Raw genomic sequence first — 25261 nt, forward strand, 5'->3', positions numbered from 1 at the left:
CGCGGGTTCGAGTCCCGTCCACTCCGCCAGATTTTTGTGGTGCCGCAAACCAAAAGCTTGAGGTGCCACGTAGAACAGTCTACGGGCTGCAGTAGTGATTGCTGCAGTCCGTTTTTCTTTTTCCGACCGCTTGACGCAAGGTGTGGGTATGCGTTGCATTTCCTGAACTGGCACCACATTGCGCGCATGAAACACATCCAGGAGGTGTACTGCCGCCTGTACTGAAGCGGCCTCACCGACGAAGTGCCTGCAATGCAGCCACCGTTTCCCGCAGTCCGCGGTGCAGCCGCTTGTCCTTGCGTAGGACGATGGCAAGCGTGCGGCGCAGTGGTGGCGACAGGGGTCGTACTTCCAGCGCGCTGCTGTGGTGCGTGTCCTGCACCGCCATGCCGGGCAGCACCGCGCAGCCTAGGCCGGCGGCTACCATTTCTTTGATGGCCTCCACGCTGCCCAGCGACATGGCCGGTTGCAGCGCCACGCCGGCACGGGCGAACCACGCGTCGGCCAGCCGCCGGGTTTGGCCGCCGGGCTCGTAGAGCATAACCGGATGGCGTGCCAACTCTTGGGCGCCCACCCGTTTTGGCAACCCTGTGCCCTCGGGGGCGATGGCAACGAATGCATCGTCCAGCAGTGGCGTGATATGCAGCATGCGCCCGCTGGCGGGTAGCGTGACCAGGCCCAGGTCCAGCGTGTTGTCTTCGACCGACTGCACGATGTCGGCGCTGTTGCCTGTGCTGACCGTGATGTCGAGGCCCGCAAACTGCTGGCGCAATGAGCGCATCACGGGTGGCAGCAGGAAGATGCAGGCCGTGGCTCCCGTGCCCAAGCGCACGCGGCCTGTAGTGCCTTCGGCGTGGCGGGCAACTGCCTCCAGCGCGCTGCTTACCGCTGCATTGATGCGGCCCACGTGGGCAAGCAACTCGGCACCCGCCGCGGTGGGCCGCAGCACCCGCCCTGCGCGCTCTACCAAGGGCGTTCCCAGGCGCTTCTCCAGTTGGCGCACCTGCAGGCTCACGGCCGGTTGGGTCAGGTCCAAGCGCTGCGCCGCAGCCGAAAAACTTCCCAGTTCAAGGGCGGTGGCAAAGCCGTGCAACTGGTCGAGATTGATGCGTTCCATAGCAAAGAATTTCTCATACTCTGCATAAAGAGACAAAGCTTCTTTTATGGATGAAGGCTTGCCAAACTGGAGTTCATGAACACTTCTCCCAATTCTCCGCACACCGGCCGCCCTCACCAGGCGGCAGCGTCGCCTTCTTTTGCCGCCCTCTCCGCCGAGGAACGGGCCACCACTGCACCCACCACCGTACGCGCCTTGCGGGAGGTGGACCTGGTGGCCGTTCAGGCGCTGTATGCACACCATGTGCTTCACGGCCTGGCGTCGTTCGAGGAGGTGCCGCCAGATGTGGGCGAGTTGCGCGCCCGGCACGCCGCGGTGCGGGCCGCAGGGCTTCCCTACCTGGTGGCGGAGCGCAATGGCGAGGTCGTCGGCTTTGCCTACGCGACGCTCTACCGGGCGCGCTCGGCCTACCGCCACACGGTGGAGGACTCCGTTTACGTGGCGCCCGGGTGGGCGGGGCGTGGCATTGGGGCGGCATTGCTGGGTGAGGTGATCCGGCTGTGCGAGGCGGGGCCTTGGCGCCAGATGCTCGCAGTTATTGGGCAAGGTGACGACAACACCGGTTCGATGGCTCTGCACGCGCGCCTGGGTTTCGAGCGCATTGGTGCGCTGCGGTCGGTAGGGTTCAAGAAGGAGCGCTGGCTGGACACCGTGCTGATGCAGCGGCCGCTCGGTTCAGAAGACCACGCGCAGCCCTGCGGCATGCCGGCCATGGACCTGCCTGAGCCGATCCGGGCAGGGGCGTAGTGGCTGATGGTCCTTCAGGGTCAGCGCTGTTTCGGCGGCCTATTCGGCTGCGTCGGCCCCCGGGGCCCCTCCCACGCCCGGCCAGGGCCCTGTTGCCCGCGTGGTGCTGTACTTCGGGGTTTCGCAGTTCGTTGTTTGGGGCATCTCGTACTACCTGCTCGGTGCGCCGGGCGACGCCATGTCGGCCAGGCTTGGCTGTAGCCGCACCCTGGTCCATGGCGGGTTTGCGGCGGCGCTGTTCATGACGGGTGTCATGTCCGATGCGGCGGGGCGATGGGTGGACCGGTGGGGTGGAAGGAATGTGATAGCGGCCGGGTCGGTCTTGCTGACAGCGGGATGCCTGGGTCTGGCCGCTGCTGATGGTATTGTGGCCCACTAGGCTGCGTGGTTGGTGATGGACATCGCCATGTGCCTGACGCTGCACGACGCCACTTTTTCCGCCCTGGCGCAGTGGCTGGGACCGCAGGCGGCTGCTCGCGGGCCTGTGGCCCGCGCTGCCGTGGGCTGTGGCACTCGCTCTGGCGCTGGGCGCTGGTGCTGCCTTGCTGCTGCCCCTTGCTTGCCTGGCGGCGTTGTGGATTGGCTTTGCGCCTGGTGCCCGCCGGAGCCAGGCTTCATTTCATGGTCTCTGGATGGGCCTGCCGCCTGATTCACGGGTACTGATAGCAATCTCTTTTTCAGCGTGGGGCCAGGCGGATGGCGCCGTCCAGGCGAATCACTTCGCCGTTGAGCATGTCGTTCTCGAAAATGTGCTGCACGAGCTTGGCATAGTCCTGCGGCGTGCCCAGTCGGCTGGGGAAGGGCACTCCGGCAGCCAGCGCATCCTGCACTTCCTGGGGCATGCCAAACAGCATGGGCGTGCCGAAGATGCCGGGGGCAATCGTCATGTTGCGGATGCCGTTGCGCGCCAGATCGCGGGCGATGGGCAGGGTCATGCCCACCACGCCGCCCTTGGAGGCGGAATAGGCGGCCTGGCCAATCTGGCCGTCATACGCTGCCACGCTGGCGGTCGAGATCAGCGCACCGCGCTCACCCGTGGCTTCGGGTTCGTTCTTGCTCATGGCCTCGGCGGCCAGGCGGATCATGTTGAAGCTGCCGATCAGGTTGACCGTGATGGTCTTGCTGAACAGGGCCAGGGCGTGGGCGCCGTTCTTGCCCACCGTCTTTTCGGCGGGGGCGATGCCGGCGCAGTTGACCAGGCCCATGAGCTTGCCCAGCGAGACCGCCTTGGCCACCACAGCCTGGCCATCGGCCTCGTTGCTCACATCACATTTCACAAAGGCGCCGCCAATCTCCTTGGCCACGGCTTCGCCTTTTTCTGCCTGCATGTCGGCAATGACCACGGTGCCGCCCTGGGCGGCCAGCATGCGTGCCGTGCCTTCGCCGAGGCCCGATGCGCCGCCGGTGACGATGAATACCTTGCCTTTGATGTCCATGTGCTGTCTCCAGTAAGTGACGTTAACGTAAACGTCAATTATGGCGCATCTCCCTGCAACGCTGAAGGCGAAAAAAAGCCCGGGCTAGCCGGGCTTGTGGGAGGGCAATGCGGGCTTACTGGAAGCCGACGCGGTCCAGCATCTGCTGCACCTTGGTCACATTGGCGCCCACGGCGCTGATCGGGATGGTTTCGCTCTTGAAGGGCTTGCCGTCCGTCATGGCCTTGAGGGCGGGGTTGTCCAGCGCCACGCCCTTGGCGGCGGGCCACTCGTTGTTGCCGTTGGCGAAGTAGTTCTGGGCTTCAGGGCTGGCCAGGTACTCCAGGAACTTGATGGCGTTGGCCTGGTTCTTGGCATGCTTGGCCACCGCGCCACCCGCGATGTTCAGGTGCGTGCCCCAGGATTCCTGGTTGGGGAACACCACGCCCACCTTGTTGACCACGGCCACGTCCTCGGGCTTGGTGGAACGCATCATGCGCGCCAGGTAGTAGCTGTTGGTCACGGCAATGTCGCATTCGCCAGCGGCCACGGCCTTGATCTGGTCGGTGTCGCCCCCCTTGGGCGGACGGGCCAGATTGGCCACCATGCCCTTGAGCCAGGCTTCGGCCTTTTGTTCACCCATGTGCTCGGTCACCGCGCCGAACAGGCTCAGGTTGTAGGGGTGCGAGCCCGAGCGGATGCACAGCTTGCCCTTGTTCTTGGGGTCGCCCAGTTCTTCGTAGGTGTCCACGTCGGCTTTCTGGACCTTGACCTTGTTGTAAACGACCACGCGGGCGCGGGTGGACAGGCCGTACCACGCGATGCCGCCGTCAGCGACGGGGTTGCTGCGCAGGTTGGCCGGAATGGCATCGTTCAGCACCTTCGACTTGATGGGCTGGAACAGGCCATCAACTTCACCCTTGTAAAGACGCGCTGCATCCACCAGCAGGATCACGTCGGCCGGCGACGCTGCACCCTCGGCCTTGAGGCGTGCCAGGATGCCGGCGTCGTCTGCGTCCACGCGGTTGATCTTGATGCCGGTGGCCTTGGTGAAGCCGGTGTACAGGGCTTCGTCGGTGGAGTAGTGGCGGGCCGAGTAGAGGTTCACCACCTGCTCCTGGGCATGGGCGGCGCCCGCAGCGGCGGCCAGGGCACAAACACTCAGCAAGGCTTTCACAGTCTTCGACATGGGATGCGTCTTTCGGGGTTGTTACTGGCGCAATGATAAAACAAACGCGAATTATTCTTAATAAATGTCCGGAATAGGGGCCGGGAATGCGCGGGGAGGCTGATGCAGTGCAAGAGCGATCTGCATGGGGTTCGGCAAGCCTGTGTTTGTCACTGGTGCCTGGGTGGATGTGCCGCGCGCCATGGTGTTCACCCGACGGGGGAGGGCTGCGAGCAGGCAAAAAAAAGCCCGGTCGTAAAACCAGGCTTTAAAAGGATCCTTGAAACGGGGGTTTCGAGAGGATCCAAGGAGACAACTCGCGCGCTGAACACAGTGTGTGTGTCGCAGCGCTTGGGTGAATTATCAGGGTATTCCCTGAACGCGGCCTAGAGGTTGCACTCCAGACCGCAGGTAGGCGATTAACGCTTGCGGGGCGCAGCCGTCTTGGCGGCGTTGGCAGCGGTGCTGGCCACGGCGTTGAAGTTGGCTTCGGCCACGTCAGACGCTTGCTTGACGGCCTTTTGCACCGATTCAAATGCGTTGTTGGCGGCGGAAACGGCGCTCTTCATCACGGCCACGGCGGTTTCGGAACCGGCGGGGGCGTTCTTGGCGGCGCTGTCCACCAGGTTGGTGAAGGCCTTCTGTGCGTCGGTGGCTTGCGATTCGAAAGCCTTGCCGAATTCGGCGCCGGTGCCCGAAGCGATGTCATACAGGTGACGGCTGTAGGCGGCGGTCTTTTCAGCCAAGGGCTGGAACAGGCCGGCTTGCAGGGCCAGCAGTTCTTGTGCGTCCTTCACGCCCAGCACGGCTTGGGTGTGGTTGGCGGCTTCCGACAGGGCAGCGCGCGAAGCGGTCACGTTCAGTTCCACCAGCTTTTCCACGCCTTCGAAAGCCTTGGTCGTCAGACCGAACAGGGTTTCGATGTTGGCTTTGTGCGAGGCCAGGATTTGTTCAGCGGTCAGCGTCATGTCATATCTCCTAAAAATGGGACCCATAGGGCCAGGGTGGCTTACAGACATCTGCGCTGACCTTGACCCGGTAGAGTCATGTTGCAGTGCAGCATGGGTTGAATTTTAGGGACTTGCTGCGCGTTTGCAAGGGTTTTTTGTTGCACTGCAGCAAATTAGGTACGACGCCCCAGAAATCCCGGGCTTGCCACAATCGCGTCATGTTCGCCTACTACGCCGACCACTTTGTGCTGCCCCTGCCCGAGGGCCACCGTTTCCCCATGGCCAAGTACCGCATGCTGCGTGACCGGATTGCGCAGCAGCTGCCCGGTGTGGCGCTGCAGGTGGCCCTGCCTGCGTCAGACGATGACCTGGCGCTGGCCCATACCCCGGAGTACATCGCAGCGATTGCGCACGGCACGCTGCCACCCGCCGCGCAGCGTGAGATCGGCTTCCCCTGGAGCGAGGCCATGGCCGAGCGCGCGCGCCGATCGGTGGGCGCCACGGTGGCCGCCAGCCAGCAGGCCCTGCGCGATGGCGTGGCGGGCAACCTGGCGGGCGGCACGCACCATGCCTATGCGTACAAGGGCAGCGGGTTCTGTGTTTTCAATGATGTGGCCGTGGCCGCCCGGCGCATGCAGGCCGAGCACGCCGCAGGGCGGGGCGGTGGCGCCCCACCGCTGCAGGTGGCCGTGATCGACCTGGATGTGCACCAGGGCAATGGCACGGCGCATATTTTCCAGGGCGATGACACCGTGTTCACACTGTCATTGCACGGTGCGCGCAACTTCCCTTTTCGCAAGGAGGCGAGTGACCTCGATGTGGATCTGCCGGACGGCTGTGGGGATGTGGAGTATCTGCAGGCGCTCGACGAAGCCCTGGTGGCGCTGGACCAGCGTTGTGCGCCCGGCCTTGTGTTCTACCTAGCCGGGGCCGACCCGCACGAGGGCGACCGCCTGGGTCGCCTGGCCGTGACCCACCACGGCCTGGAGGCGCGCGACCGGCGGGTGTTCGACTGGGCCTGGCAGCGGCGGATCCCGCTGGTGTTCGCGATGGCGGGAGGTTATGGCAACGATCTGGAAGACACGATCCAGGCCCAGCTCACCACCTGGCGCGTGGCCTTGCAGTACCACCAGCGCTGGCAGAATGTGTGGTCATGACCTCTGCCGCCAGCATCCCGTCCACCGCCCCCGCCACGCCTTCCGCTTCTACCCGCCCGGCCCCGCAGCCGCGCAGCGCCTATCGCGTGTTCCGCCCCATCACCACCCGCTGGGCCGACAACGATGTGTATGGCCATGTGAACAACGTCGTGTACTACAGCTGGTTCGATACGGCGGTCAACGCCCACCTCATCGACCAGGGCGTGCTCGACATCCATGCAGGCGCCACCATCGGCCTGGTGATCGAGACCCAGTGCAACTACTTTGCGCCGCTGGCGTTTCCGCAGACGGTGGAGGCGGGCATCCGGGTGGCCAGGCTCGGGGGCTCCAGCGTGCGCTACGAGGTGGGGCTGTTTGCGCAGGGCGAGCCGCTGACTGCGGCGGCCGGGCATTTCATTCATGTGTACGTGGACCGTGACACCCGCCGCCCGGTGCCCGTGCCCGAGGCGCTGCGCACCGTGCTGCAGGCGTTGGTGCTGCCGGCCTGATATGTCGCGCTGCAGCGGGGTGGTCGTTGCAATCAAATCAATAGCAATCGACCCATGAGCAGCCAGCGCAGACGGCCTGAAAACCTTTGAGGATGGCTGTTGCCGATCGCAGCGCCTGAACCCTGGCTGACGCCACGGGCCGCGCCCGGCGCTGCGGGCTCCTATGGCCTACACTTTGCGGCTTCGCTGAACGGCCCCCCGCACCCTGGCTTCACCTTGCGCCCGCCCCGTCCATGATCATCACCAGCCTGCTCGACACCGACCTGTACAAGTTCACCATGATGCAGGTGGTGCTGCACCAGTTTCCAGGGGCGCAGGTCGAATACAAATTCAAGTGCCGCAACCCCGGCGTGCAGCTGGCGCCGTTTGCCAACGAGATTCGCGACGAGATCCGGTCGCTCTGCAGCCTGCATTTCCAGGACGCCGAACTGGCTTACCTGCGCTCGCTACGTTTCATCAAGAGCGACTTCGTGGACTTTCTCGGGCTGTTCCGGCTCAACGAGAAATACATCACCGTCACGCCCCAGCACAACGGCGAGATCGAGATCTCCATCCGGGGGCCGTGGCTGCACACCATCCTGTTCGAGATTCCGGTGCTGGCCATCGTCAACGAGGTCTACTTCCGCAACACGCAGAAGGTGCCCGACTTCCCCGAAGGTCGCCGCCGGCTCGATGCCAAGATTGCGCTGCTGCAGGGCGAAGGCCTGGGCGATCTCAAGATCGCCGACTACGGCACGCGCCGCCGGTTCAGCCGCGCCTGGCACGAAGAAGTGCTGCGTGTGCTGGTGGCGCGCCTGGGCACCGGCGACCGCCGCCCGGGCTCGCCCGCCGGCCCGGGCCAGTTTGCAGGCACCAGCAACGTGCTGTATGCGATGAAGCTGGGCGTGACGCCTCTGGGCACCATGGCGCACGAATACCTGCAGGCCTGCCAGGCCCTGGGCCCGCGCCTGCGCGACAGCCAGGTGTTCGGCTTCGAGATGTGGGCCAAGGAATACCGGGGCGACCTGGGCATTGCGCTGTCGGATGTGTATGGCATGAGCGCCTTCCTGCGCGACTTCGACCTGTACTTCTGCAAGCTGTTTGACGGCGCGCGCCACGACAGCGGCGACCCGTTTGCCTGGGGCGAGCGCCTGCTGGACCACTACCGCAAGAACCGCGTTGATCCGCTGACCAAGACGCTGATCTTCAGCGACGCACTCACCATCCCGCGCACCATCGAGCTGTACCAGCAGTTCCGGGGCCGCTGCCAGCTGGCCTTTGGCATTGGCACCAACCTGACCAACGACCTGGGCAGCCCGCCCGCACACGAGCCGCTGCAGGTGGTGATCAAGATGACACGCTGCAACGACCAGCCCGTGGCCAAGCTGTCGGACACCCCCGGCAAGGGCATGTGCGATGACGAAAAATACCTGGCCTACCTGCGCCAGGTCTTCGACATCCCTGTGCCTGCCTGACAGCCCGGGAACTGGCGCACAGCACGCGCTGACTAGCGCCCTGATGCGCCCCTGAATTTTTAAAACTGGATGGAGACACAACCCATGAAACTCACGCGCGGGCTGGCAGTGGCCAGTCTTCTGGCGGCACTGCCCGGTTGGGCCCTGGCTGCAGACATTGATGGCAGCACGCTGTCGGTCCTTTGGGGTGTGCCGTTTGCAGGCATCCTGCTGTCGATTGCCCTCATGCCGCTGCTGGCGCCCATTTTCTGGCACCACCATTTCGGCAAGGTCGCGGCCGCCTGGGGCCTGGCGTTTCTGCTGCCCTTTGCCATCACCTTCGGGCCGGGCGTGGCGGGTGTGAGCCTGGTGCATGCGCTGTTGGCCGAATACATCCCATTCGTGATCCTGCTGACGGCGCTGTTCACCGTGGCGGGCGGCATCTTCATCCGCGGCAACCTGCATGGCAGCCCGGGGCTCAACACCGCCATCCTGGCCATTGGCGCGGTGCTGGCCAGCTTCATGGGCACCACAGGCGCGTCCATGCTGCTGATCCGCCCGCTGATCCGCGCCAACGACAACCGCAAGCATGTGGCGCATGTGGTGGTGTTCTTCATTTTCATCGTCTCCAACGCCGGGGGCTCGCTCACGCCGCTGGGCGATCCGCCACTGTTCCTGGGCTTCCTCAAGGGCGTGGACTTCTTCTGGACGGTGAGCCACATCTTCCAGGAAACCCTGTTCCTCGTGGGGGCGCTGCTGGCCATCTTCTTTGTGCTCGACACCTGGTACTACCGCCGCCGCGAAGAGCTGTTCAAGGCCGACCCCACGCCCGACAGCCGCTCCATTGGTTTTGACGGCAAGATCAACTTTGCGCTGCTGGGCGCGGTGGTGGCGCTGGTGCTGCTCAGCGGCTTTTGGAAGTCGCCCGTGGTGTTCAACATCGCGGGCACCGAGGTCGGCCTGCCCGGCATCGTGCGGGATGTGGGCCTCATCGTCGTGACCCTGGTGTCGCTGTTGCTCACGCCCAAGAAGGTGCACGAGGACAACCAGTTTGGCTGGGGGCCCATGCAGGAAGTGGCCAAGCTGTTTGCGGGCATCTTCCTCACCATCATCCCCGTCATCGCCATGCTCAAGGCCGGGGTCAACGGCCCGTTCGGCGCCATCGTGGCGGCCGTCACGCGGCCCGATGGTTCGCCTGACCCCGCCATGTACTTCTGGGCCACAGGCGCGCTCAGCTCCTTCCTCGACAACGCGCCCACCTACCTCGTGTTCTTCAACACCGCCGGTGGCGACCCGGCCATGCTGATGACCACCCTGGCGCCCACGCTGGCCGCCATTTCGGCAGGGGCCGTGTTCATGGGCGCCAATACCTACATCGGCAACGCACCCAACCTCATGGTCAAGGCCATTGCCGAAGACCGGGGCGTGAAGATGCCGAGCTTCTTCGGCTACATGCTGTGGTCGGGGGGCATTCTGGTGCCGCTGTTCATCGTGATGACCTTCATCTGGTTCCGGTGACCGGGAGATTGAATATGAGCAAACCCCGCATCCTGGTCGCGCGTGCGATCTTTCCCGACATCGTGGACCGCCTGCGTGAGCATTTCGACGTCGAAGCCAACCCCGACGATGTGATCTGGACCCCGGCCGAGTTGGCCGCGCGCCTGGCCGACAAGAACGGTGTGCTGACCACCGGCAGCCAGCGCATTGATGCCGCGCTGCTGGCGGCGGCGCCGCGCCTCAGGATCTGCGCCAACATGGCCGTGGGCTACAACAACTTTGACGTGGACGCCATGACGGCGGCTGGCGTTCAGGGCACCAACACGCCCGATGTGCTGACCGAGACCACGGCCGACTTCGGCTTTGCCTTGTTGATGGCCACGGCCCGCCGCATGACCGAGAGCGAGCATTACCTGCGCGCCGGCAAGTGGACGAAGTGGAGCTACGACATGTTCGCGGGCAGCGACATCCACGGCAGCACGCTGGGCATCATCGGTATGGGCCGCATCGGGCAGGGCATTGCCAAGCGTGGCGCGCATGGATTTGGCATGAAGGTGGTCTATCACAACCGCTCGCGCCTGTCGGCCGCGCTGGAGGCCGAATGCAAGGCGACCTACGTAGGCAAGGATGAGCTGCTGCGCACTGCCGACCATGTGATGCTGGTCGTGCCTTACACGGCCGCGTCGCACCACACCATTGGCGCGGCCGAGCTGGCGCTGATGAAGCCCACGGCCACGCTCATCAACATTGCGCGCGGCGGCATCGTGGACGATGCGGCTCTGGCTGTGGCCCTGCGCGAGCAGCGCATTGCGGCGGCGGGCCTGGACGTGTTCGAGGGCGAGCCCAGCGTGCACCCTGATCTGCTCACCGTGCCCAACGTGGTGCTCACGCCCCACATTGCCAGCGCCACCGTGCCCACGCGCCGCGCCATGGCCAACCTGGCGGCCGACAACCTGATCGCCTTCCTGGGCGGGCGCGGCCCGCTCACGCCGGTGAACCAGCCTGTGGCGGGTCTGCGCGGCTAGGTTTTGAAAAAAATTGGCTGCTACCGCGCGATGGATAAGCGGTAATAGCTATCAAAATAATAGTAAATACCTTGACTACCGATACGCTTGTCTTGCTGGCCGTTCTGGCCCTGGTGGTGGTGCTGCTTGCGCTGGTGCTGCTGCGCCGCCCGCGTGTGGAGCTGCCCGCCGAATGGCTGGCGCGCCTGCAGTCGCTGGAGGCCACGGCCCAGGCCACGCAGCTGGCCGTGGCCCGCAACGACGGTGCCATGGAGGCGATGGCAAAGCAGCTCTCGGGCTTCACGCAGGCCACGCAGCACCAGCTGGAGGCCCTGCGTGGTGCCGTGGACGAGCGGCTGGCCCAGGCCGTGGGCGAGTCCCGCACCGGCCGGGCCGAGCTGCTGGCCGCCTTTGGGGCGTTTGAGGCCAAGCTGGAGCAGCGCCTGGCCCAGGGCCAGGCCGAGGCCGCCCTGGCACGCAAGGAGCTGTCCGACGCGCTGGCCGCCTTCCGCGCCGAACTCACGCAGACCGCGCAATCGCTCGCGTCCGACAGCCAGCGCTCGCGCGAGGCGCTGGCCGAAAGCACGCAGCTGTTCGAGCAGCGGATCCAGGAGCGCTTCGAAGCCCTGTCGGCCGCTACGCGCGGCACGCTTGACTCGCTCAAGACCGACATCCAGACGCAGATGGGTACGGTGTCTACCGCGCTCAAGGACCAGCTCGACGCCAACGGCAACCAGATCCGCAACCAGTTCTCGGTGCTGCAGGACGCCGTCTCGCAGCAGCTCACCGGCATGGTGCAGGGCAGCCAGAACAACGCCGAGCAGCTGCGCAATGCGCTCAACGAACGCCTGGCCGCCATCCAGGCCGACAACGCCACCAAACTCGAAGAAATGCGCCGCACGGTGGACGAAAAGCTGCACGCCACGCTGGAGCAGCGCCTGGGCGAATCCTTCAAGCTGGTGAGCGACCGGCTCGAACAGGTGCACAAGGGCCTGGGCGAGATGCAGACCCTGGCGGGCAGCGTGGGCGACTTGAAACGCGTGATGACCAACGTGAAGTCGCGTGGCACCTGGGGCGAGATGCAGCTGGGCGCCATCATCGACAACGTGCTCACGCCCGACCAGTTTGCGCGCAACGTCAAGACGGTGCCGGGCAGCGACGAACTGGTGGAATTTGCGATCCGCCTGCCGGGCAAAAGCGACGAGCACCCGGTGTGGCTGCCCATCGACTCCAAGTACCCCGTGGAGCAGTACCAGCGCCTGCTGGACGCGCAGGACGCGGCCGACAAGTCGGCCATCCTCTCAGCGGGCAATGCGTTCGAGACCTCGATCAAGCTCGAAGCGAAGAAGATCTTCGCCAAATACGTCTCGCCCCCGCACACCACCGACTTTGCCGTGCTCTACCTGCCCACCGAGGGCCTGTTTGCCGAGGTGATGCGCCGCCCCGGCCTGGTCGAAGCGGTGCAGAACGACTGCCGCGTGATGATCACCGGCCCGGCCAACCTGGCGGCCATGCTCAACAGCCTGCAGATGGGCTTCAAGACGCTGGCGATCGAGAAACGCTCGTCCGAGGTGTGGAGCCTCCTGGGCATGGTCAAGACCGAGTTCGCCAAGTTTGGCGATGTGGTCGAAGCCACCAAAAAATCCATCGACGCCGCCGCCAAGAAGTTTGACGAGGTGGGTGTGCGCACCCGCGCCATCCAGCGCAAGCTGCGCGACGTGCAGGAGCTGCCCGCCCCCGACGCCGCCCGTGCACCGCTGGCAGGCGCCCGCACGGCGGCCTTGCCTGGGCTGGACCCGGAGGACGACCTGTTGTGAACGCCACACTGGCCCGGTTGATCGCTGGCCAGATCTGCGTGCACGGCAGCATGGCCGGCATGCGCCTGGCCGCGCCGCTGCTGGCGCTGCGCGAGGGCCACAGCGCGGCGGCCGTGGGCTTGCTGGTGGCGCTGTTTGCGCTCACGCAGGTGTTTCTGGCGCTGCCTGCGGGCCGCTATGCCGACCGCCATGGGATCAAGCGGCCGGTGGGCTACTCGGTGGCCGTGGCCTGTGTGGGCGCGGGGATGGCCGTGGTGTTCCCGACCTTTCCCGTGCTGTGCGTGGCAGCGCTGATGACCGGCGCCGCCGCTGGGGCCGCCACGATTGCCGTGCAGCGCCACGCGGGCCGCGCCGTGCACGATGCGACCGAACTCAAGCAGGTGTTCAGCTGGCTGTCCATCGGCCCGGCGGTGTCCAACTTCATCGGCCCGTTTGCGGCCGGGCTGGCGATTGACCTGGCGGGCAGCACACCGGGCAGCCTGGAGGGCTACCGCGCAGCGTTTGCCTTGCTGGCGCTGCTGCCCTTGCTCAGCTGGTTCTGCGTGCGGGGGCTGCCAGACATTCCGGCCCCCGCAGCTGCTGCGGGCGGCGCGCCGGGGGGCGCACCCCAGCGGGCCTGGGACTTGCTGGGCGATGCGCCGTTTCGCCGCCTGCTCATAGTCAACTGGCTGATCTCCTCCTGCTGGGACGTGCACGCGTTTGCCGTGCCGCTGCTGGGGCACGAGCGCGGGCTGTCGGCCGCCGTGATCGGCACCATCTTCGGCGCGTTTGCGATTGCCGCCACCGTGATCCGCGTGCTGATGCCCTTTGTGGCCAGGCAGCTGCGCGAGCAGGCCGTGATGGCGGTGGCCATGCTGGTCACGGCCGTGCTGTTTGCGGTGTACCCGCTGCTGCACAGCGCCTGGGCCATGGGCCTGTGCTCGGTGCTGCTGGGCCTGGCGCTGGGCACGGGGCAGCCCATGGTGATGAGCCTGCTGCACCAGATCACGCCGTCCCACCGCCAGGGCGAGGCGCTGGGCCTGCGGCTGATGGCAATCAACGCGTCGAGCGTGCTGATGCCGCTGATGTTTGGCTCGGCCGGGGCGGTGATTGGCGTGAGCGGACTGTTCTGGGCCGTGGGCGCAGCGGGTCTCGGGGGCTCGCGGCTGGCGTGGCGCATTGCAAACAGGGTTCCCGAGGAGTCCCAAAAAGCGTAAACAGGTGTAAATTGCCTTTACCCGTCAGCGGGTTCCGAGAGGGGGCTGTCATGTACCTTCGATTCTGGTCACGGCGCGTGTTGCCATGGTGCCTGGCCTCGGCGCTGGGCGCGGGCCTGCCGTCTGTGGCGCTGGCCGACGAGGTGGTCCAGCAGGCCACCGCCCTGGTGCGCCAGGGGCAGGCCATGCAGGCCTTTCAATTGCTGGATGCCCACGAGGCCCGGCGCGCGGGCGACCCCGTGTTTGACGCCGCCATGGGCGAGGCGGCCCATGCCGCAGGCCAGTACACGCGGGCCATCATGGCGCGCGAGCGGGTGCTGGCGGCCGACCCCGGCAACCAGGCCGCCCAGGTGGCGCTGGGGCAGTCGTTGCAGGCCGTGGGTGACCGGCGTGGAGTGCTGGCGCTGCCGCCCCAGGTGCAGGCCTTGCTGATCCCTGTGGATGCGGGGCACACCCTGGACCAGTTCCTGTACTCGTACGACCGCCCCGAATATGGCGGCCATTCCTCGATCAAGGGCTATGTGGAGTTGGGCGTGGGCCATGACTCCAACGCCAATGCCGCGCCCGTGGTGGGCGAGTTGCAGTCCCCCGTGCCGGGCACGCCGCCCTGGGCCCTGCTGCCCGAGGCGCGGGCCACCTCGGGCAACTATGTGGTGGCGCAGGCCGGCCTGCGGGGCCGGGCGGTGATCAATTCGCGCTGGTCGGTGGTGGGCACGGCGCTGGGCGCCACGCGGCACTACGGGGGCCAGGCCGACCGGTTTGACCACACGGCCCTGGACGCCGCTTTGGGCATGGCCTGGCGGGCCGAGCGGCACGAGGTGATTGTCTCGGGGCAGGGCTCGTACTACGCACTCGACGGCTCGCGGCTGCGCACCATGGGCGGTGTGCTGGGCGAGTGGATCTACCGCATCGACGGCTTCCGGCAGTGGGGCAGCTTCTTGCAGGTGCTGGAGGTGCGCTACCCCACGCAGGACTTGCGCAACGTGCGGCGCAGCGTGCTGGGCACCTCGTATTCGCACCTGTTTCGCCAAGGCGCCTCGGTCTATGCGGGCGTGTATGGCGGGCAAGAGCAGCCCAAGGCCAGCGATGCCGACCCGCTGGGCCACCGCCTGTGGGGCGTGCGCCTGGGCGGGCAGTGGCCTCTGGCGCCGCAGTGGACGGTGTTTGCCAGCACCGACTGGGAGCACCGGCACTATGGCGGGGCAGACCCGTTTTTTGCCGTGACCCGCACCGACCGCCAGGCCCAGGTGGCGCTGGGCCTGAACTGGACCCCCGCGCCCGGCTGGCGCGTGACGCCGCAGTGGCAGTTCACGCGCAACGCCTCCACGCTGCCCATCACCGACTATGAGCGGCGGGTGTTTTCCATCCTGCTGCGCCGGGAGTTCTGAATGCAGCGGCACGCGTTGACCTGGGGCCTTGCTGCGGCGACGCCATGGAGGTGCTTATGACATCCGACCAAAAACGCGCCCGGCTGGCGCTGCTGATGGGCATGGTGGCGGCCTGGCCACTCACCGGGCTGGCGGCCGCCGGGCTGGTGCAGTTCACGGCGGGCGATGTGCAGCTGCGCCGGGGCGACAGCCTCTCGCGCCTGGCCAAGGGGGCCGAGCTGGACGGCGGCGACGTGGTGCTCACCGGCACCGAGGGGCGCGCGCAGATCCGTTTTACCGATGGCGGCCTGGTGGCGCTGTACCCGGACTCGCAGTTCACCGTGACCCGCTACGCCGACGGCGCAGGCACGGGCGAAGACCATTTTGTGGTCAACCTGCTGCGCGGCGGCATGCGCGCGCTCACCGGGCTCATCGGCAAGCGCAATCCCGCCAGCTACAAGGTCATCACGCCCACGGCCGTGGTAGGCATCCGGGGCTCGGCCTTCATGCTGGCCATCGATGCCAACGGCAAGGTGCTGGTGTCGGGCGAGCAGGACGAGATCGAGGTCTGCACCCAGGCCGGCTGTGTGGGCGTGACGGCCGGTGAGGCGGTGCTGGTGCTCTCTGACCAGGAACTGCCGGTGTACACCCACACCCGCGCCTTGCTGCCGGTGCCCGAGCTGCCCACCCCCATGCTGGTGGGTGAGCAGCTGGATGTGCAGGGGCGCCGCGCGTTTGTGTACATCGTTCCGGCGCCCACTCCGGCGCCGGTTCCCGTGGCGCCACCGCCGCCCATCACGGCACCACCACCCCCGGTGCCTGTGGCGCCGCCACCACCTACGGACGACTCCCAGCCCCCGGCGCCGACCACACCACCGCCGCCCACGCGGCCCACGCCGCCGCCCCCGACGACCACAGCGCCGCCTCCTGCCACCACGGCACCGCCACCACCCACGGTGCGGCCACCGTTCGTGTTCGTCCCGGTGCTGCCGATCATCCTGCTGCCCCCGCCGCCACCGCCGCCGGTGATCCGTTAGCAGTGGTGGCGCCTGGGCGCCAGTGCGCCCCGGGGGTCAGAGCTTGTAGAACGCCCGGATCAGATCCCAGGCTTCCTGTGGGTCGTCGGTGTAGTGGAAGAGCTTCAGGTCCTGCGCCGAGATCGTGCCTTCTTCCACCAGCACGTCGAAGTTGATCAGGCGCTTCCAGTAGTCCGTGCCGCACAGCACGATGGGCACGGGTTTGGCCTTGCCGGTCTGCACCAGGGTCAGCACCTCGAACAGCTCATCGAGCGTGCCAAACCCGCCCGGGAAGGCCACCAGTGCCTTGGCGCGCATCATGAAATGCATCTTGCGCAGGGCGAAGTAGTGGAACTTGAAGCTCAGCGACGGCGTGATGTAGCGGTTGCCGCTTTGCTCGTGCGGCAGGGCGATGTTCAGGCCCACATTCAGCGCACCTTCGTCGTGTGCGCCCCGGTTGGCGGCTTCCATGATGCCGGGGCCGCCGCCGGTGCAGATGTACAGGCGCTCGGACTCGGGCTTGCCATTGCTGTACTGCGCGACCAGGCGCGAGAACTGGCGGGCCAGGTCATAGTGGCGCGCGTTGCGCACGGCGAGCTTGGCGCGTGCAATCTGCGTGGCGTCTCCTGTGGCTTCGGCGGCTGTCAGTGCCTCGGCGGCGTCTTCAGGCGCCATGAAGCGGGCGCTGCCAAACACAACGATGGTGTTCTCGATGCCTTGCTCGGTCTGCCCCAGGTCGGGCTTGAGCATCTCCAGCTGAAAGCGGATGCCGCGCGTTTCGCGGCGGAACAGGAATTCGGGGTCGGCAAACGCCATGCGGTAAGCGTCGGCCTGCAGCGGGTTGCCGTTGGTGGCGTGGTTGTGCAGCTCGGCCCAGGCATCGGCCAGGCGGCGTTCATTGAGTTGGGTGTTGGCTTCCATGGCAGGACTCTTGGTTGGGTCTGTGAATTGGGGGGGAGGGCCCGTGGGGGCCAACCAGTGACAGGATGGGGCAGCAGTGTGGCGGAAATTTATGACAAAAAAGCCTGCTTGCGCGCAACCATCAAGCGCGTGACGCTATGAAATATGAAGCAGTTTGCATGCCAAGCACGGTGAGGCCCAGCGAGCCCAGCAGGTGCAGTGCGGTGGTGCCTAGTGCCACGGCGTAGCGCTGGGCCATCAGCATCTCGACGACTTCGGCCGAGAAACTGGAAAACGTGGTGAGTGCGCCCAGAAACCCCGTGACCAGCGCCAGCCGCCACACTGGGTCCAGCTGGGGCATGGCGTGGAACACGGCGACACACACGCCAATCAGGTAGCCGCCCACCAGATTGGCGGTGAGGGTGCCCCAGGGAATCAACCCGCCGGGGCTGAGCCACAGGCCCAGGCGCCAGCGTGCCAGCGCGCCCACACAGGCGCCGATGCAGATGGCAAGAACGTTCAACATCGGGCCATTGTCGCTGGATTTAAGGGCCTCACAATCGCTTCGCGCCGCCCCTAAAGCACAAAGCGGGGCGGCCTTGATGGGGCCGTCCCGCTTTGCTGTGTCTGCTGGCTGCAGGTGGGTTCAGCGCGCTGCCATCTGCTGCGGCAGCCAGGTCACGATGCCGGGGAAGATGTAGATCAATGCCACGGCACCGCACATGAGCAGGAACATGGGCACCGTCACCTTGGCGATCCAGGGCAGCTGGCGCCCAGTCATGCCTTGCAGCACAAACAGGTTGAAGCCCACGGGCGGTGTGATCTGCGCCATCTCGACCACCAGCACGATGAAGATGCCGAACCAGATCGGGTCGATGCCGGCCGCCTGCACAGTGGGCATGAGCACGCCCATGGTCAGCACCACCATCGAGATGCCATCGAGGAAGCACCCGAGGATGATGAAGAACACTGCCAGTGCCGCAATCAGCTGCGCCTTGTTGAGCCCGAGCGACGCAATCCATTCGGCCAAGTGGCGCGGCAGGCCGATGTAGCCCATCGACAGCGTGAGGAACGCAGCACCCGCGAGGATCAGCGCGATCATGCAGTACAGCCGCGTGGCGCCCATGAGCGAGGCCTTGAAGGTGCTCCAGTTCATCGAGCCCTGCACGGCCGAGAGAATGAGCGAGCCCACCACGCCCACGGCCGCTGCCTCGGTGGCGGTGGCAAAGCCGGTGTAGATGCTGCCCAGCACGGCGGCAATCAGTAGCACCACAGGGATCAGGCTTCGCGACTCGGCCAGCTTCTGCATGAAGGTCATGCGCACGTCGGCGGCCGGCACCTGGTCGGGGTGGCGCAGCGCCCACAGCATGATGTAGCCCGAGAACAGGGCCGCGAGCAGAATGCCCGGCAGCACGCCCGCAATGAACAGCTGCGAGATCGACACCTCGGCCGACACGCCGTACACGATCATGATGATCGACGGCGGAATCAAGAGGCCCAGCGTGCTGGCCCCGGCCAGCGTGCCCACGACCATGTGTTCGGGGTAGCCCCGGCGCGTCAGCTCGGGCAGCGTCATCTTGCCGATGGTGGCGCAGGTGGCGGCACTCGACCCCGACACGGCGGCAAAGATGGTGCAGCCCACCACGTTGGTGTGCAGCAGGCGGCCCGGCAGCGCCTGCACCCACGGTGCCAGGCCCTTGAACATGTCCTGCGACAGTCGGGTGCGGAACAGGATTTCGCCCATCCAGATGAACAGGGGCAGGGCGGTGAGCGTCCAGCTGGAGGCACTGCCCCAGATGGTCACGGCCATGGCGTCGCCTGCGGGGCGCGCCGAGAACAGTTGCATGCCGATCCAGGCAACGCCCGAGAGGGTGAGGCCGATCCACACACCGCTGCCCAGGATCAGGAACAGCGACAGGACCAGCAGGCCGGTAATGGCGAGATCACTCATGGTGGGTAGTGCCCGGTTTTTTTATTCATTGCGCAGGGCTTCGCCAGAGGCTGAGTCGGCGCGTTTGCCCATCAGCTCCAGCACCAGCTCGTCGATGAAGGCTATGGCCAGGATGACCGTGCCCACGGCCATGGCGATCTGCGGAATCCACAGCGGCGTGGCGTCGCTGCCGGTGGAGATGTCGTGAAACTCGTGCGATTGCCAGGCCAGCTTGCAGCTGTACACCGCAAACAGCACGGCCAGCAGCGTGGCAATGGCCAGCGCCCAGATCTCGAACGCCTTCTTGGCGCCGCCCTTCAAAAAATTGAGCAGCAGCGTGACGCGGATGTGCTCGCCGCGCTTCAGGGTGTGGGCCAGCGCCAGAAAACCCGCAGCGGCCATCAGGTAGCCTGCGTAGGCATCGGTGCCCGGCACGTGGAAATGGAACTGCCGGCTGGCGATGGACAACAGCACCATGCCCAGCAGGCCGACCATGAAAAGCGCCGCCAGGGCGGCGGCGCTGTCGTACAGAAAGTCCAGCAGACGACGCATGTGCGTGGGTGCCCGGGCTTACTTGCGGTAGGCGTCGATGAGCGCCTTGCCTTCGGGGCCGGCCTTGTCCAGCCATTCCTTGAGCATGGTGTCGCCCACCTTGGCCATGTCGGCCTTCAGGGCGGCGGGCGGCGCTTCCACGCTCATGCCATTGGCCTTGAGCTTGGCGATGGTGTCGGTATTGACCTTGGCACTGGCGGCCCAGCCGCGTGCTTCGGCGTCGGCACCGGCCTTGAGCAGCGCTTCCTGGCTGGGCTTGTCGAGCGCGTCAAACGCCTTCTTGTTCACCAGCACGGCGTTCTTGGGCAGCCAGGCCTGGGTGTCGTAGTAGAACTTGAGGTGCTCGTACAGCTTGCTGTCCACGCCGGTGGCGCCCGAGGTCATCGTCGATTCGACCACGCCCGTGGCGAGGGCCTGCGAGAACTCTGCGGCCTGCACCGTCACAGGCTGCGCGCCCACCAGTTCGGCAATGCGGGCGGTGGCGGGGCTGTAAGCGCGCCACTTGATACCCTTGAGGTCGGCGGCCGAGGCCAGTGGCTTCTTGGTGTAGATGCCTTGCGGGGGCCAGGCCACGGCATAGAGCAGCACCATGCCTTGTTCGGCCAGTTTCTTTTCGAGGAACGGCTTTTGCGCGGCGTAGAGCTTCTTGGAAGCGTCGTAACTGTCGGCCAGGAAGGGCAGGCCATCCACGCCAAACAGCTGCCATTCGTTCTGGAAGTTGGCCAGCAGGATCTCGCCCATCTGCGCCTGGCCACCTTGCACGGCGCGCTTGATCTCGGGGGCCTTAAACAGCGCGGCGTTGGCGTGCACGGTGATCTTGAGCTTGCCGCCCGTGGCCTTGTCCACATCGCTGGCCAGCTGCACCATGTTCTCGGTGTGGAAGTTGGTGGCGGGGTAGGCGGCGGCCAGGTCCCACTTGGTCTGGGCGAATGCCGAGGTGGCAGACAGACCCGCAGCCAAGGTCAGGGCGAGTGCGGTCACGGGGAAGATTCGACGCTTCATGGATATTGCTCCGCAGGGTTGGATGTACAAGGTTGGATGTAACAAATCACTGTATCGGAAGCCGATCCGATTGCGATAGGTGTTTTGCCTAAACGCTGACAAATTGCCAACAAATTACCATCGACTTGCCTACAATGCCCCATGCATATCCCGTGCCAATGACAGAACCTGCAGGCCTGAACCCGCCATGAAATCTGACGCCAAGCCCAAAGCCAAAATCGACTCCGGCCCCATTGTGTCGTCGGCGCACCTGGTGTCGGCTCAGAGCGCAGAAATGAGCGAGTTCGAGTTTGGCCTCATCGTGGCGGGCAATGCGTTCCACCGCTGGGTGGTGCACTGCATGGCGGCGGCGGGCCTCAAGGACCTGACGCCACTCGACGTGGTGGTGCTGCACCACGTCACGCACCGCGCGCGCGACAAGCGCCTGGCCGACATCTGCTTCATCATGAACGTGGAAGACACACACTTGGTGAACTACTCGCTCAAGAAGCTGCAGACCCTGGGCGTGGTTGCCTCGCAGAAAAACGGCAAGGAAGTCACCTACGCCGCCACCGACACCGGCCGCGCCTATGTGCAGCGCTACCGCGAGATCCGCGAGAGCTGCCTGATCGATGCACTCAAGGTCGACGACGCGCTCAACCGAGACATCGGGGAGCTGGCCCGTTTGCTGCGTGTGCTCTCTGGCATGTACGACCAGGCGGCGCGCTCGGCGGCGTCCTTGTGATGCAGGCCGCCTACGTTGCCTGCATGGGGCCTGTGTGGCTCGAAAATATGAATGAAAATCGGCTCTTGCGCTCGACTGTAAAGCGCTGATAGCTATCAATTGAGTAGCATTGATATGTCCAACCAACCCTCTCCTATGTCCCGCTGGCAGTTCTGGATCGACCGGGGCGGCACCTTCACCGACGTGGTGGGCAAGCGCCCGGACGGCACCCTGGTCACGCACAAGCTGCTGTCCGAGAACCCGGAGCAGTACAAGGACGCGGCGGTGGCCGGCATCCGCCACCTGCTGGGCCTCAAGCCCGGCGAGGCGGTGACGCCAGCGCTGGTGGAGTGCGTGAAGATGGGCACCACCGTGGCTACCAATGCGCTGCTGGAGCGCAAGGGCGAGCCCACGCTGCTCATCACCACCAAGGGCTTCAAGGACGCGCTGCGCATCGCCTACCAGAACCGCCCGCGTTTGTTCGACCGCCATATCGTATTGCCCGAGCTGCTGTACGAGCGCGTGATCGAGGCGCAGGAGCGGGTGGGCGCGCAGGGTGACGTCATCGAGCCGCTGGACGAAGCGCACCTCAAGGAGCGCCTCTGGGCCGCCTACGACGCGGGCCTGCGCAGCGCGGCCATCGTGTTCATGCACGGCTACCGCTACACGGCGCATGAAGAAGCCGCCGCCCGCATCGCGCGCGAGATCGGCTTTACGCAGGTGAGCGCATCGCACGCCACCAGCCCCATGATGAAGCTGGTGAGCCGGGGCGACACCACGGTGGTGGATGCGTACCTCTCGCCCATCCTGCGCCGCTATGTGGACCAGGTGGCGAGCGAAATGCCGGGCGTGAAGCTGTTCTTCATGCAGTCGTCGGGCGGCCTGACGGACGCGCAGGTGTTCCAGGGCAAGGACGCGATCCTGAGCGGCCCGGCGGGTGGCATCGTCGGCATGGCGCGCACCGCAGGCCTTGCGGGCCACGACAAGGTCATCGGCTTTGACATGGGCGGCACCAGCACTGATGTGAGCCACTACGCGGGCGAGTTCGAGCGCGAGTTCGAAACCCAGGTGGCGGGCGTGCGCATGCGCGCGCCGATGATGAGCATCCACACCGTGGCGGCCGGTGGCGGCTCCATCCTCGGTTTTGATGGCGCGCGCTTCCGCGTGGGCCCAGAGAGCGCGGGCGCCAACCCCGGCCCCGCCAGCTACCGCCGGGGCGGCCCGCTGGCAGTGACGGATGCGAACGTGATGGTGGGAAAGATCCAGCCCGCGCATTTCCCCAAGGTGTTTGGCCATGCGGCCAACGAGGCGCTCGACCGCGATGTGGTGGCGCAAAAGTTCGCGCAGCTGGCGGTGCAAAGCGGCCGCTCGCAAGAAGATGTGGCCCACGGCTTCATTCAGATCGCCGTGCAGCAGATGGCCAACGCGATCAAGAAGATCAGCGTGGCGCGCGGCTATGACGTGACGCGCTACACGTTGCAGTGCTTTGGCGGCGCGGGCGGCCAGCACGCGTGTTTGGTGGCCGACGCTTTGGGCATGACGCGCGTGTTTGTACACCCGTTGGCGGGTGTGCTCAGTGCCTACGGCATGGGCCTGGCGGACCAGAACGTGATCCGCGAACAGGCCGTAGAAACGAAGCTGGTGCCCGATGCACTCGCGGGCATCGACGCCACTCTGGACCAACTGGCTACCACCGCACGCACCGAGCTGGAGCGCCAGCAGGTGGGCGCGGGCACAGCCGTGGTGCACCGCCGCGTGCATGTGCGCTACGAGGGCAGCGACTCGGCGCTGATTGTTCCGTTTGGTTCTCTGGCCGAAATCACCGCAGGGTTCGAGGCTGCCTACCGCCAGCGTTTTGCGTTCCTGATGCAAGGCAAGGGCCTGGTGGTGGAGGCCGTATCGGTTGAAGCCGTGGTGCCCGGCGACGCGCCCGTGGAGCCGCGCCATGCGCTGCAGCCCGCACGCGAAGTGCCGCGCCGCAGCACCGTGCGCATGTACACCGGTGGCGTGGACGGCGTGCCCGCGTGGCACGACGCCGCCCTGGTGGTGCGCGAGGACCTGCGCCCCGGCGACGTGATCCCCGGCCCGGCCATCATTGCCGAGAAGAACGCCACCACCATCGTGGAGCCCGGCTGGGAGGCCGCGCTGACCGAGCTGGACCACCTGCTGCTCAACCGCCACGTGGCGCGCGCCGTGCAGCATGCCGTGGGCACCACGGTGGACCCGGTGCTGCTCGAAGTGTTCAACAACCTGTTCATGAACATTGCCGAACAGATGGGGCTGCAGCTGCAGAACACGGCGTACTCGGTCAACATCAAGGAGCGGCTGGACTTCAGCTGTGCGCTGTTTGACACCGCAGGTAACTTGATCGCCAATGCACCGCACATGCCGGTGCACCTGGGCTCGATGGGCGAGAGCATCAAGACCGTGATCCGCGAGAACACCGGCAAGATGCAGCCCGGCGATGTGTTTGTGCTCAACGACCCGTACCACGGCGGCACTCACCTGCCCGACATCACCGTCATCACGCCGGTCTACATCGCCGATGAAGCCACGCCCACGTTCTATGTGGGCAGCCGGGGCCACCACGCCGATGTGGGTGGCACCACGCCGGGCTCCATGCCACCGTTCTCCACGCGCATCGAAGAAGAGGGCGTGCAGATCAACAACGTGAAGCTGGTCGAGCGCGGTGTGCTGCGCGAAGCGGAGATGATTGCGCTGCTGGAAAGCGGCGAGTACCCCAGCCGCAACCCGCAGCAGAACATGGCGGACTTGCGTGCGCAGATCGCAGCCAACGAGAAAGGCCAGCAGGAGCTGCGCCGCATGGTGGGCGAGTTTGGCCTGGATGTCGTGCAGGCCTACATGCGCCACGTGCAGGACAACGCGGAAGAATCCGTGCGCCGTGTCATCACACGGCTGAAGGATGGTGCGTTCACGCTCCCCTTGGACAACGGCGCGCAGATCAGCGTGGCCGTGAAAGTCGATGCCGCCAGCCGCAGCGCCACCATCGACTTCACCGGCACCAGCCCGCAGCAGACCAACAACTTCAACGCGCCCACGGCGGTGTGCATGGCGGCGGTGCTGTATGTGTTCCGTACGCTGGTCGATGACGACATTCCGCTCAACGCCGGGTGCCTCAAGCCGCTGAACGTCATCATCCCGCCCGGCAGCATGCTCAACCCGAATCCACCGGCCTCGGTGGTGGCGGGCAATGTGGAGACCTCCACCTGCATCACCAACGCGCTGTACGGCGCGCTGGGCCTGATGGCGGCGGGGCAGTGCACCATGAACAACTTCACCTTTGGCAGCACGCGCTACCAGTACTACGAGACCATCTCGGGCGGTAGCGGCGCGGGTGGCGTGTGGGATGTGAATGGGCAGCTGGTGGGCGGGTTTGGCGGCACCAGCGTCGTGCAGTGCCACATGACCAACTCGCGCCTGACGGACCCCGAGGTGCTGGAGTTCCGCTTTCCGGTGCGGCTGGAGGGCTACGAGATCCGCAAGGGCTCGGGCGGTGCGGGGCAGTACCAGGGCGGCGATGGAGGCATTCGCCGGGTGCGCTTTCTGGAGCCCATGACGGCCAGCATTCTGTCGAACGGCCGCCACCATGGCGCGTTTGGCATGGCGGGCGGCCAGCCCGGTGCTGTGGGCATCAACAAGGTGGTGCGCAGCGACGGCCGGGTGGAGCTGCTGGACCATATCGGCCAGGCCGAGATGCTGCCGGGCGATGTGTTTGAAATACACACGCCAGGCGGCGGTGGCTTCGGGTCTTCAGGCCAAAAATAGTGGGAAAAATGCCTGC

Annotated in this window: 21 protein-coding genes; 12 read left to right on the plus strand and 9 right to left on the minus strand. The window is 65.9% G+C overall.

Annotated elements, in window-relative coordinates:
* Nucleotides 1–232: 232 nt before the first annotated feature.
* Nucleotides 233–1117, minus strand: coding sequence for a LysR family transcriptional regulator (locus AvAM_RS07435; RefSeq protein ID WP_137746465.1), 885 nt, complete (start codon nt 1115–1117; stop codon nt 233–235).
* Between the two features lie 75 nt (nt 1118–1192).
* Between AvAM_RS07435 and AvAM_RS07440 the strand changes: the two genes are divergently transcribed.
* On the plus strand, nt 1193–1864 hold the full coding sequence (locus tag AvAM_RS07440; protein ID WP_137746466.1) for a GNAT family N-acetyltransferase: 672 nt from the start codon (nt 1193–1195) through the stop codon (nt 1862–1864).
* Nucleotides 1865–2541: 677 nt separating this feature from the next.
* Here the strand turns inward: AvAM_RS07440 and AvAM_RS07445 are convergent.
* The 3 genes from AvAM_RS07445 to AvAM_RS07455 form a co-directional block, all read right to left on the minus strand.
* The gene (locus AvAM_RS07445; RefSeq protein WP_137746467.1) at nt 2542–3300 is read right to left on the minus strand and encodes a 3-hydroxyacyl-CoA dehydrogenase; all 759 of its coding nucleotides are present in this window, start codon (nt 3298–3300) and stop codon (nt 2542–2544) included.
* Between the two features lie 115 nt (nt 3301–3415).
* The gene (locus AvAM_RS07450) at nt 3416–4468 is read right to left on the minus strand and encodes an extracellular solute-binding protein (RefSeq protein WP_137746468.1); all 1053 of its coding nucleotides are present in this window, start codon (nt 4466–4468) and stop codon (nt 3416–3418) included.
* Between the two features lie 398 nt (nt 4469–4866).
* On the minus strand, nt 4867–5415 hold the full coding sequence (locus AvAM_RS07455; protein WP_094290910.1) for a phasin family protein: 549 nt from the start codon (nt 5413–5415) through the stop codon (nt 4867–4869).
* 200 nt (nt 5416–5615) lie between these two features.
* Between AvAM_RS07455 and AvAM_RS07460 the strand changes: the two genes are divergently transcribed.
* The 9 genes from AvAM_RS07460 (at nt 5616) to AvAM_RS07500 (ending at nt 16393) form a co-directional block, all read left to right on the plus strand.
* On the plus strand, nt 5616–6554 hold the full coding sequence (locus AvAM_RS07460) for a histone deacetylase (RefSeq protein WP_137746469.1): 939 nt from the start codon (nt 5616–5618) through the stop codon (nt 6552–6554).
* Nucleotides 6551–7042, plus strand: a complete 492-nt coding sequence (locus AvAM_RS07465; protein WP_137746470.1) for a thioesterase family protein — start codon at nt 6551–6553, stop codon at nt 7040–7042. Before AvAM_RS07460 ends, AvAM_RS07465 begins: the two co-directional genes overlap by 4 nt.
* Before the next feature lie 233 nt (nt 7043–7275).
* Nucleotides 7276–8496, plus strand: coding sequence for a nicotinate phosphoribosyltransferase (gene pncB / locus AvAM_RS07470; RefSeq protein ID WP_137746471.1), 1221 nt, complete (start codon nt 7276–7278; stop codon nt 8494–8496).
* 84 nt (nt 8497–8580) lie between these two features.
* On the plus strand, nt 8581–9993 hold the full coding sequence (locus tag AvAM_RS07475) for a sodium:proton antiporter (protein ID WP_137746472.1): 1413 nt from the start codon (nt 8581–8583) through the stop codon (nt 9991–9993).
* 14 nt (nt 9994–10007) lie between these two features.
* Nucleotides 10008–10997 carry a D-glycerate dehydrogenase gene (locus AvAM_RS07480; protein WP_137746473.1) on the plus strand — a complete coding sequence of 330 codons (990 nt, stop codon included), beginning with the start codon at nt 10008–10010 and terminating at the stop codon, nt 10995–10997.
* 71 nt (nt 10998–11068) lie between these two features.
* On the plus strand, nt 11069–12793 hold the full coding sequence (gene rmuC, locus AvAM_RS07485) for a DNA recombination protein RmuC (RefSeq protein ID WP_137746474.1): 1725 nt from the start codon (nt 11069–11071) through the stop codon (nt 12791–12793).
* The gene (locus AvAM_RS07490; RefSeq protein WP_137746475.1) at nt 12790–13989 is read left to right on the plus strand and encodes an MFS transporter; all 1200 of its coding nucleotides are present in this window, start codon (nt 12790–12792) and stop codon (nt 13987–13989) included. The genes rmuC and AvAM_RS07490 overlap by 4 nt, the downstream gene beginning before the upstream one ends.
* 50 nt (nt 13990–14039) lie before the next feature.
* A complete protein-coding gene (locus AvAM_RS07495) occupies nt 14040–15377 on the plus strand; it encodes a surface lipoprotein assembly modifier (RefSeq protein ID WP_137746476.1) in 1338 nt (445 codons plus the stop codon).
* Nucleotides 15378–15433: 56 nt separating this feature from the next.
* A complete protein-coding gene (locus tag AvAM_RS07500) occupies nt 15434–16393 on the plus strand; it encodes a FecR domain-containing protein (protein ID WP_171012157.1) in 960 nt (319 codons plus the stop codon).
* Between the two features lie 36 nt (nt 16394–16429).
* On the opposite strand, the gene AvAM_RS07505 is transcribed toward AvAM_RS07500, so the two are convergent.
* The 5 genes from AvAM_RS07505 to AvAM_RS07525 all read right to left on the minus strand — a co-directional run bounded on the left by AvAM_RS07505 (nt 16430) and on the right by AvAM_RS07525 (nt 20756).
* Entirely contained in the window at nt 16430–17293 is an 864-nt protein-coding gene (locus AvAM_RS07505) for a TIGR00730 family Rossman fold protein (RefSeq protein WP_137746478.1), read from the minus strand.
* A gap of 121 nt (nt 17294–17414) precedes the next feature.
* Nucleotides 17415–17798 carry a fluoride efflux transporter CrcB gene (crcB, locus tag AvAM_RS07510; protein WP_137746479.1) on the minus strand — a complete coding sequence of 128 codons (384 nt, stop codon included), beginning with the start codon at nt 17796–17798 and terminating at the stop codon, nt 17415–17417.
* A gap of 120 nt (nt 17799–17918) precedes the next feature.
* Nucleotides 17919–19223, minus strand: a complete 1305-nt coding sequence (locus tag AvAM_RS07515) for a TRAP transporter large permease (RefSeq protein WP_137746480.1) — start codon at nt 19221–19223, stop codon at nt 17919–17921.
* A 21-nt stretch (nt 19224–19244) separates the two neighbouring features.
* Nucleotides 19245–19754 (minus strand): TRAP transporter small permease, encoded by a 510-nt coding sequence (locus tag AvAM_RS07520; RefSeq protein WP_137746481.1) that lies wholly within the window; start codon nt 19752–19754, stop codon nt 19245–19247.
* 18 nt (nt 19755–19772) lie between these two features.
* Nucleotides 19773–20756: a TRAP transporter substrate-binding protein gene (locus tag AvAM_RS07525; RefSeq protein WP_137746482.1), complete on the minus strand. Its 984-nt coding sequence runs from the start codon at nt 20754–20756 to the stop codon at nt 19773–19775.
* A gap of 187 nt (nt 20757–20943) precedes the next feature.
* Here AvAM_RS07525 and AvAM_RS07530 point away from each other — a divergent pair, with 187 nt between their 5' ends.
* On the plus strand, nt 20944–21480 hold the full coding sequence (locus tag AvAM_RS07530; RefSeq protein ID WP_137746483.1) for a winged helix DNA-binding protein: 537 nt from the start codon (nt 20944–20946) through the stop codon (nt 21478–21480).
* 114 nt (nt 21481–21594) lie between these two features.
* Nucleotides 21595–25245: a hydantoinase B/oxoprolinase family protein gene (locus tag AvAM_RS07535; protein WP_137746484.1), complete on the plus strand. Its 3651-nt coding sequence runs from the start codon at nt 21595–21597 to the stop codon at nt 25243–25245.
* Nucleotides 25246–25261: the final 16 nt, after the last annotated feature.

The sequence above is a fragment of the Acidovorax sp. NB1 genome (genome assembly GCF_005405905.1).
In the GTDB taxonomy this organism is placed as follows: Bacteria; Pseudomonadota; Gammaproteobacteria; order Burkholderiales; family Burkholderiaceae_C; genus Acidovorax.

What these genes read in the sequence shown, in the direction of transcription:
- AvAM_RS07530 (WP_137746483.1), top strand. Translation starts at nt 20,944, where the DNA reads ATGAAATCTGACGCCAAGCCCAAAGCCAAAATCGACTCCGGCCCCATT.
- AvAM_RS07500 (WP_171012157.1), top strand. Translation starts at nt 15,434, where the DNA reads ATGACATCCGACCAAAAACGCGCCCGGCTGGCGCTGCTGATGGGCATG.
- AvAM_RS07505 (WP_137746478.1), bottom strand. Translation starts at nt 17,293, where the DNA reads ATGGAAGCCAACACCCAACTCAATGAACGCCGCCTGGCCGATGCCTGG.
- AvAM_RS07515 (WP_137746480.1), bottom strand. Translation starts at nt 19,223, where the DNA reads ATGAGTGATCTCGCCATTACCGGCCTGCTGGTCCTGTCGCTGTTCCTG.
- AvAM_RS07480 (WP_137746473.1), top strand. Translation starts at nt 10,008, where the DNA reads ATGAGCAAACCCCGCATCCTGGTCGCGCGTGCGATCTTTCCCGACATC.
- pncB (WP_137746471.1), top strand. Translation starts at nt 7,276, where the DNA reads ATGATCATCACCAGCCTGCTCGACACCGACCTGTACAAGTTCACCATG.
- AvAM_RS07520 (WP_137746481.1), bottom strand. Translation starts at nt 19,754, where the DNA reads ATGCGTCGTCTGCTGGACTTTCTGTACGACAGCGCCGCCGCCCTGGCG.
- AvAM_RS07475 (WP_137746472.1), top strand. Translation starts at nt 8,581, where the DNA reads ATGAAACTCACGCGCGGGCTGGCAGTGGCCAGTCTTCTGGCGGCACTG.
- AvAM_RS07455 (WP_094290910.1), bottom strand. Translation starts at nt 5,415, where the DNA reads ATGACGCTGACCGCTGAACAAATCCTGGCCTCGCACAAAGCCAACATC.
- AvAM_RS07525 (WP_137746482.1), bottom strand. Translation starts at nt 20,756, where the DNA reads ATGAAGCGTCGAATCTTCCCCGTGACCGCACTCGCCCTGACCTTGGCT.
- AvAM_RS07535 (WP_137746484.1), top strand. Translation starts at nt 21,595, where the DNA reads ATGTCCAACCAACCCTCTCCTATGTCCCGCTGGCAGTTCTGGATCGAC.
- AvAM_RS07460 (WP_137746469.1), top strand. Translation starts at nt 5,616, where the DNA reads ATGTTCGCCTACTACGCCGACCACTTTGTGCTGCCCCTGCCCGAGGGC.
- AvAM_RS07445 (WP_137746467.1), bottom strand. Translation starts at nt 3,300, where the DNA reads ATGGACATCAAAGGCAAGGTATTCATCGTCACCGGCGGCGCATCGGGC.
- AvAM_RS07450 (WP_137746468.1), bottom strand. Translation starts at nt 4,468, where the DNA reads ATGTCGAAGACTGTGAAAGCCTTGCTGAGTGTTTGTGCCCTGGCCGCC.
- crcB (WP_137746479.1), bottom strand. Translation starts at nt 17,798, where the DNA reads ATGTTGAACGTTCTTGCCATCTGCATCGGCGCCTGTGTGGGCGCGCTG.
- AvAM_RS07465 (WP_137746470.1), top strand. Translation starts at nt 6,551, where the DNA reads ATGACCTCTGCCGCCAGCATCCCGTCCACCGCCCCCGCCACGCCTTCC.
- AvAM_RS07435 (WP_137746465.1), bottom strand. Translation starts at nt 1,117, where the DNA reads ATGGAACGCATCAATCTCGACCAGTTGCACGGCTTTGCCACCGCCCTT.
- AvAM_RS07495 (WP_137746476.1), top strand. Translation starts at nt 14,040, where the DNA reads ATGTACCTTCGATTCTGGTCACGGCGCGTGTTGCCATGGTGCCTGGCC.
- AvAM_RS07440 (WP_137746466.1), top strand. Translation starts at nt 1,193, where the DNA reads ATGAACACTTCTCCCAATTCTCCGCACACCGGCCGCCCTCACCAGGCG.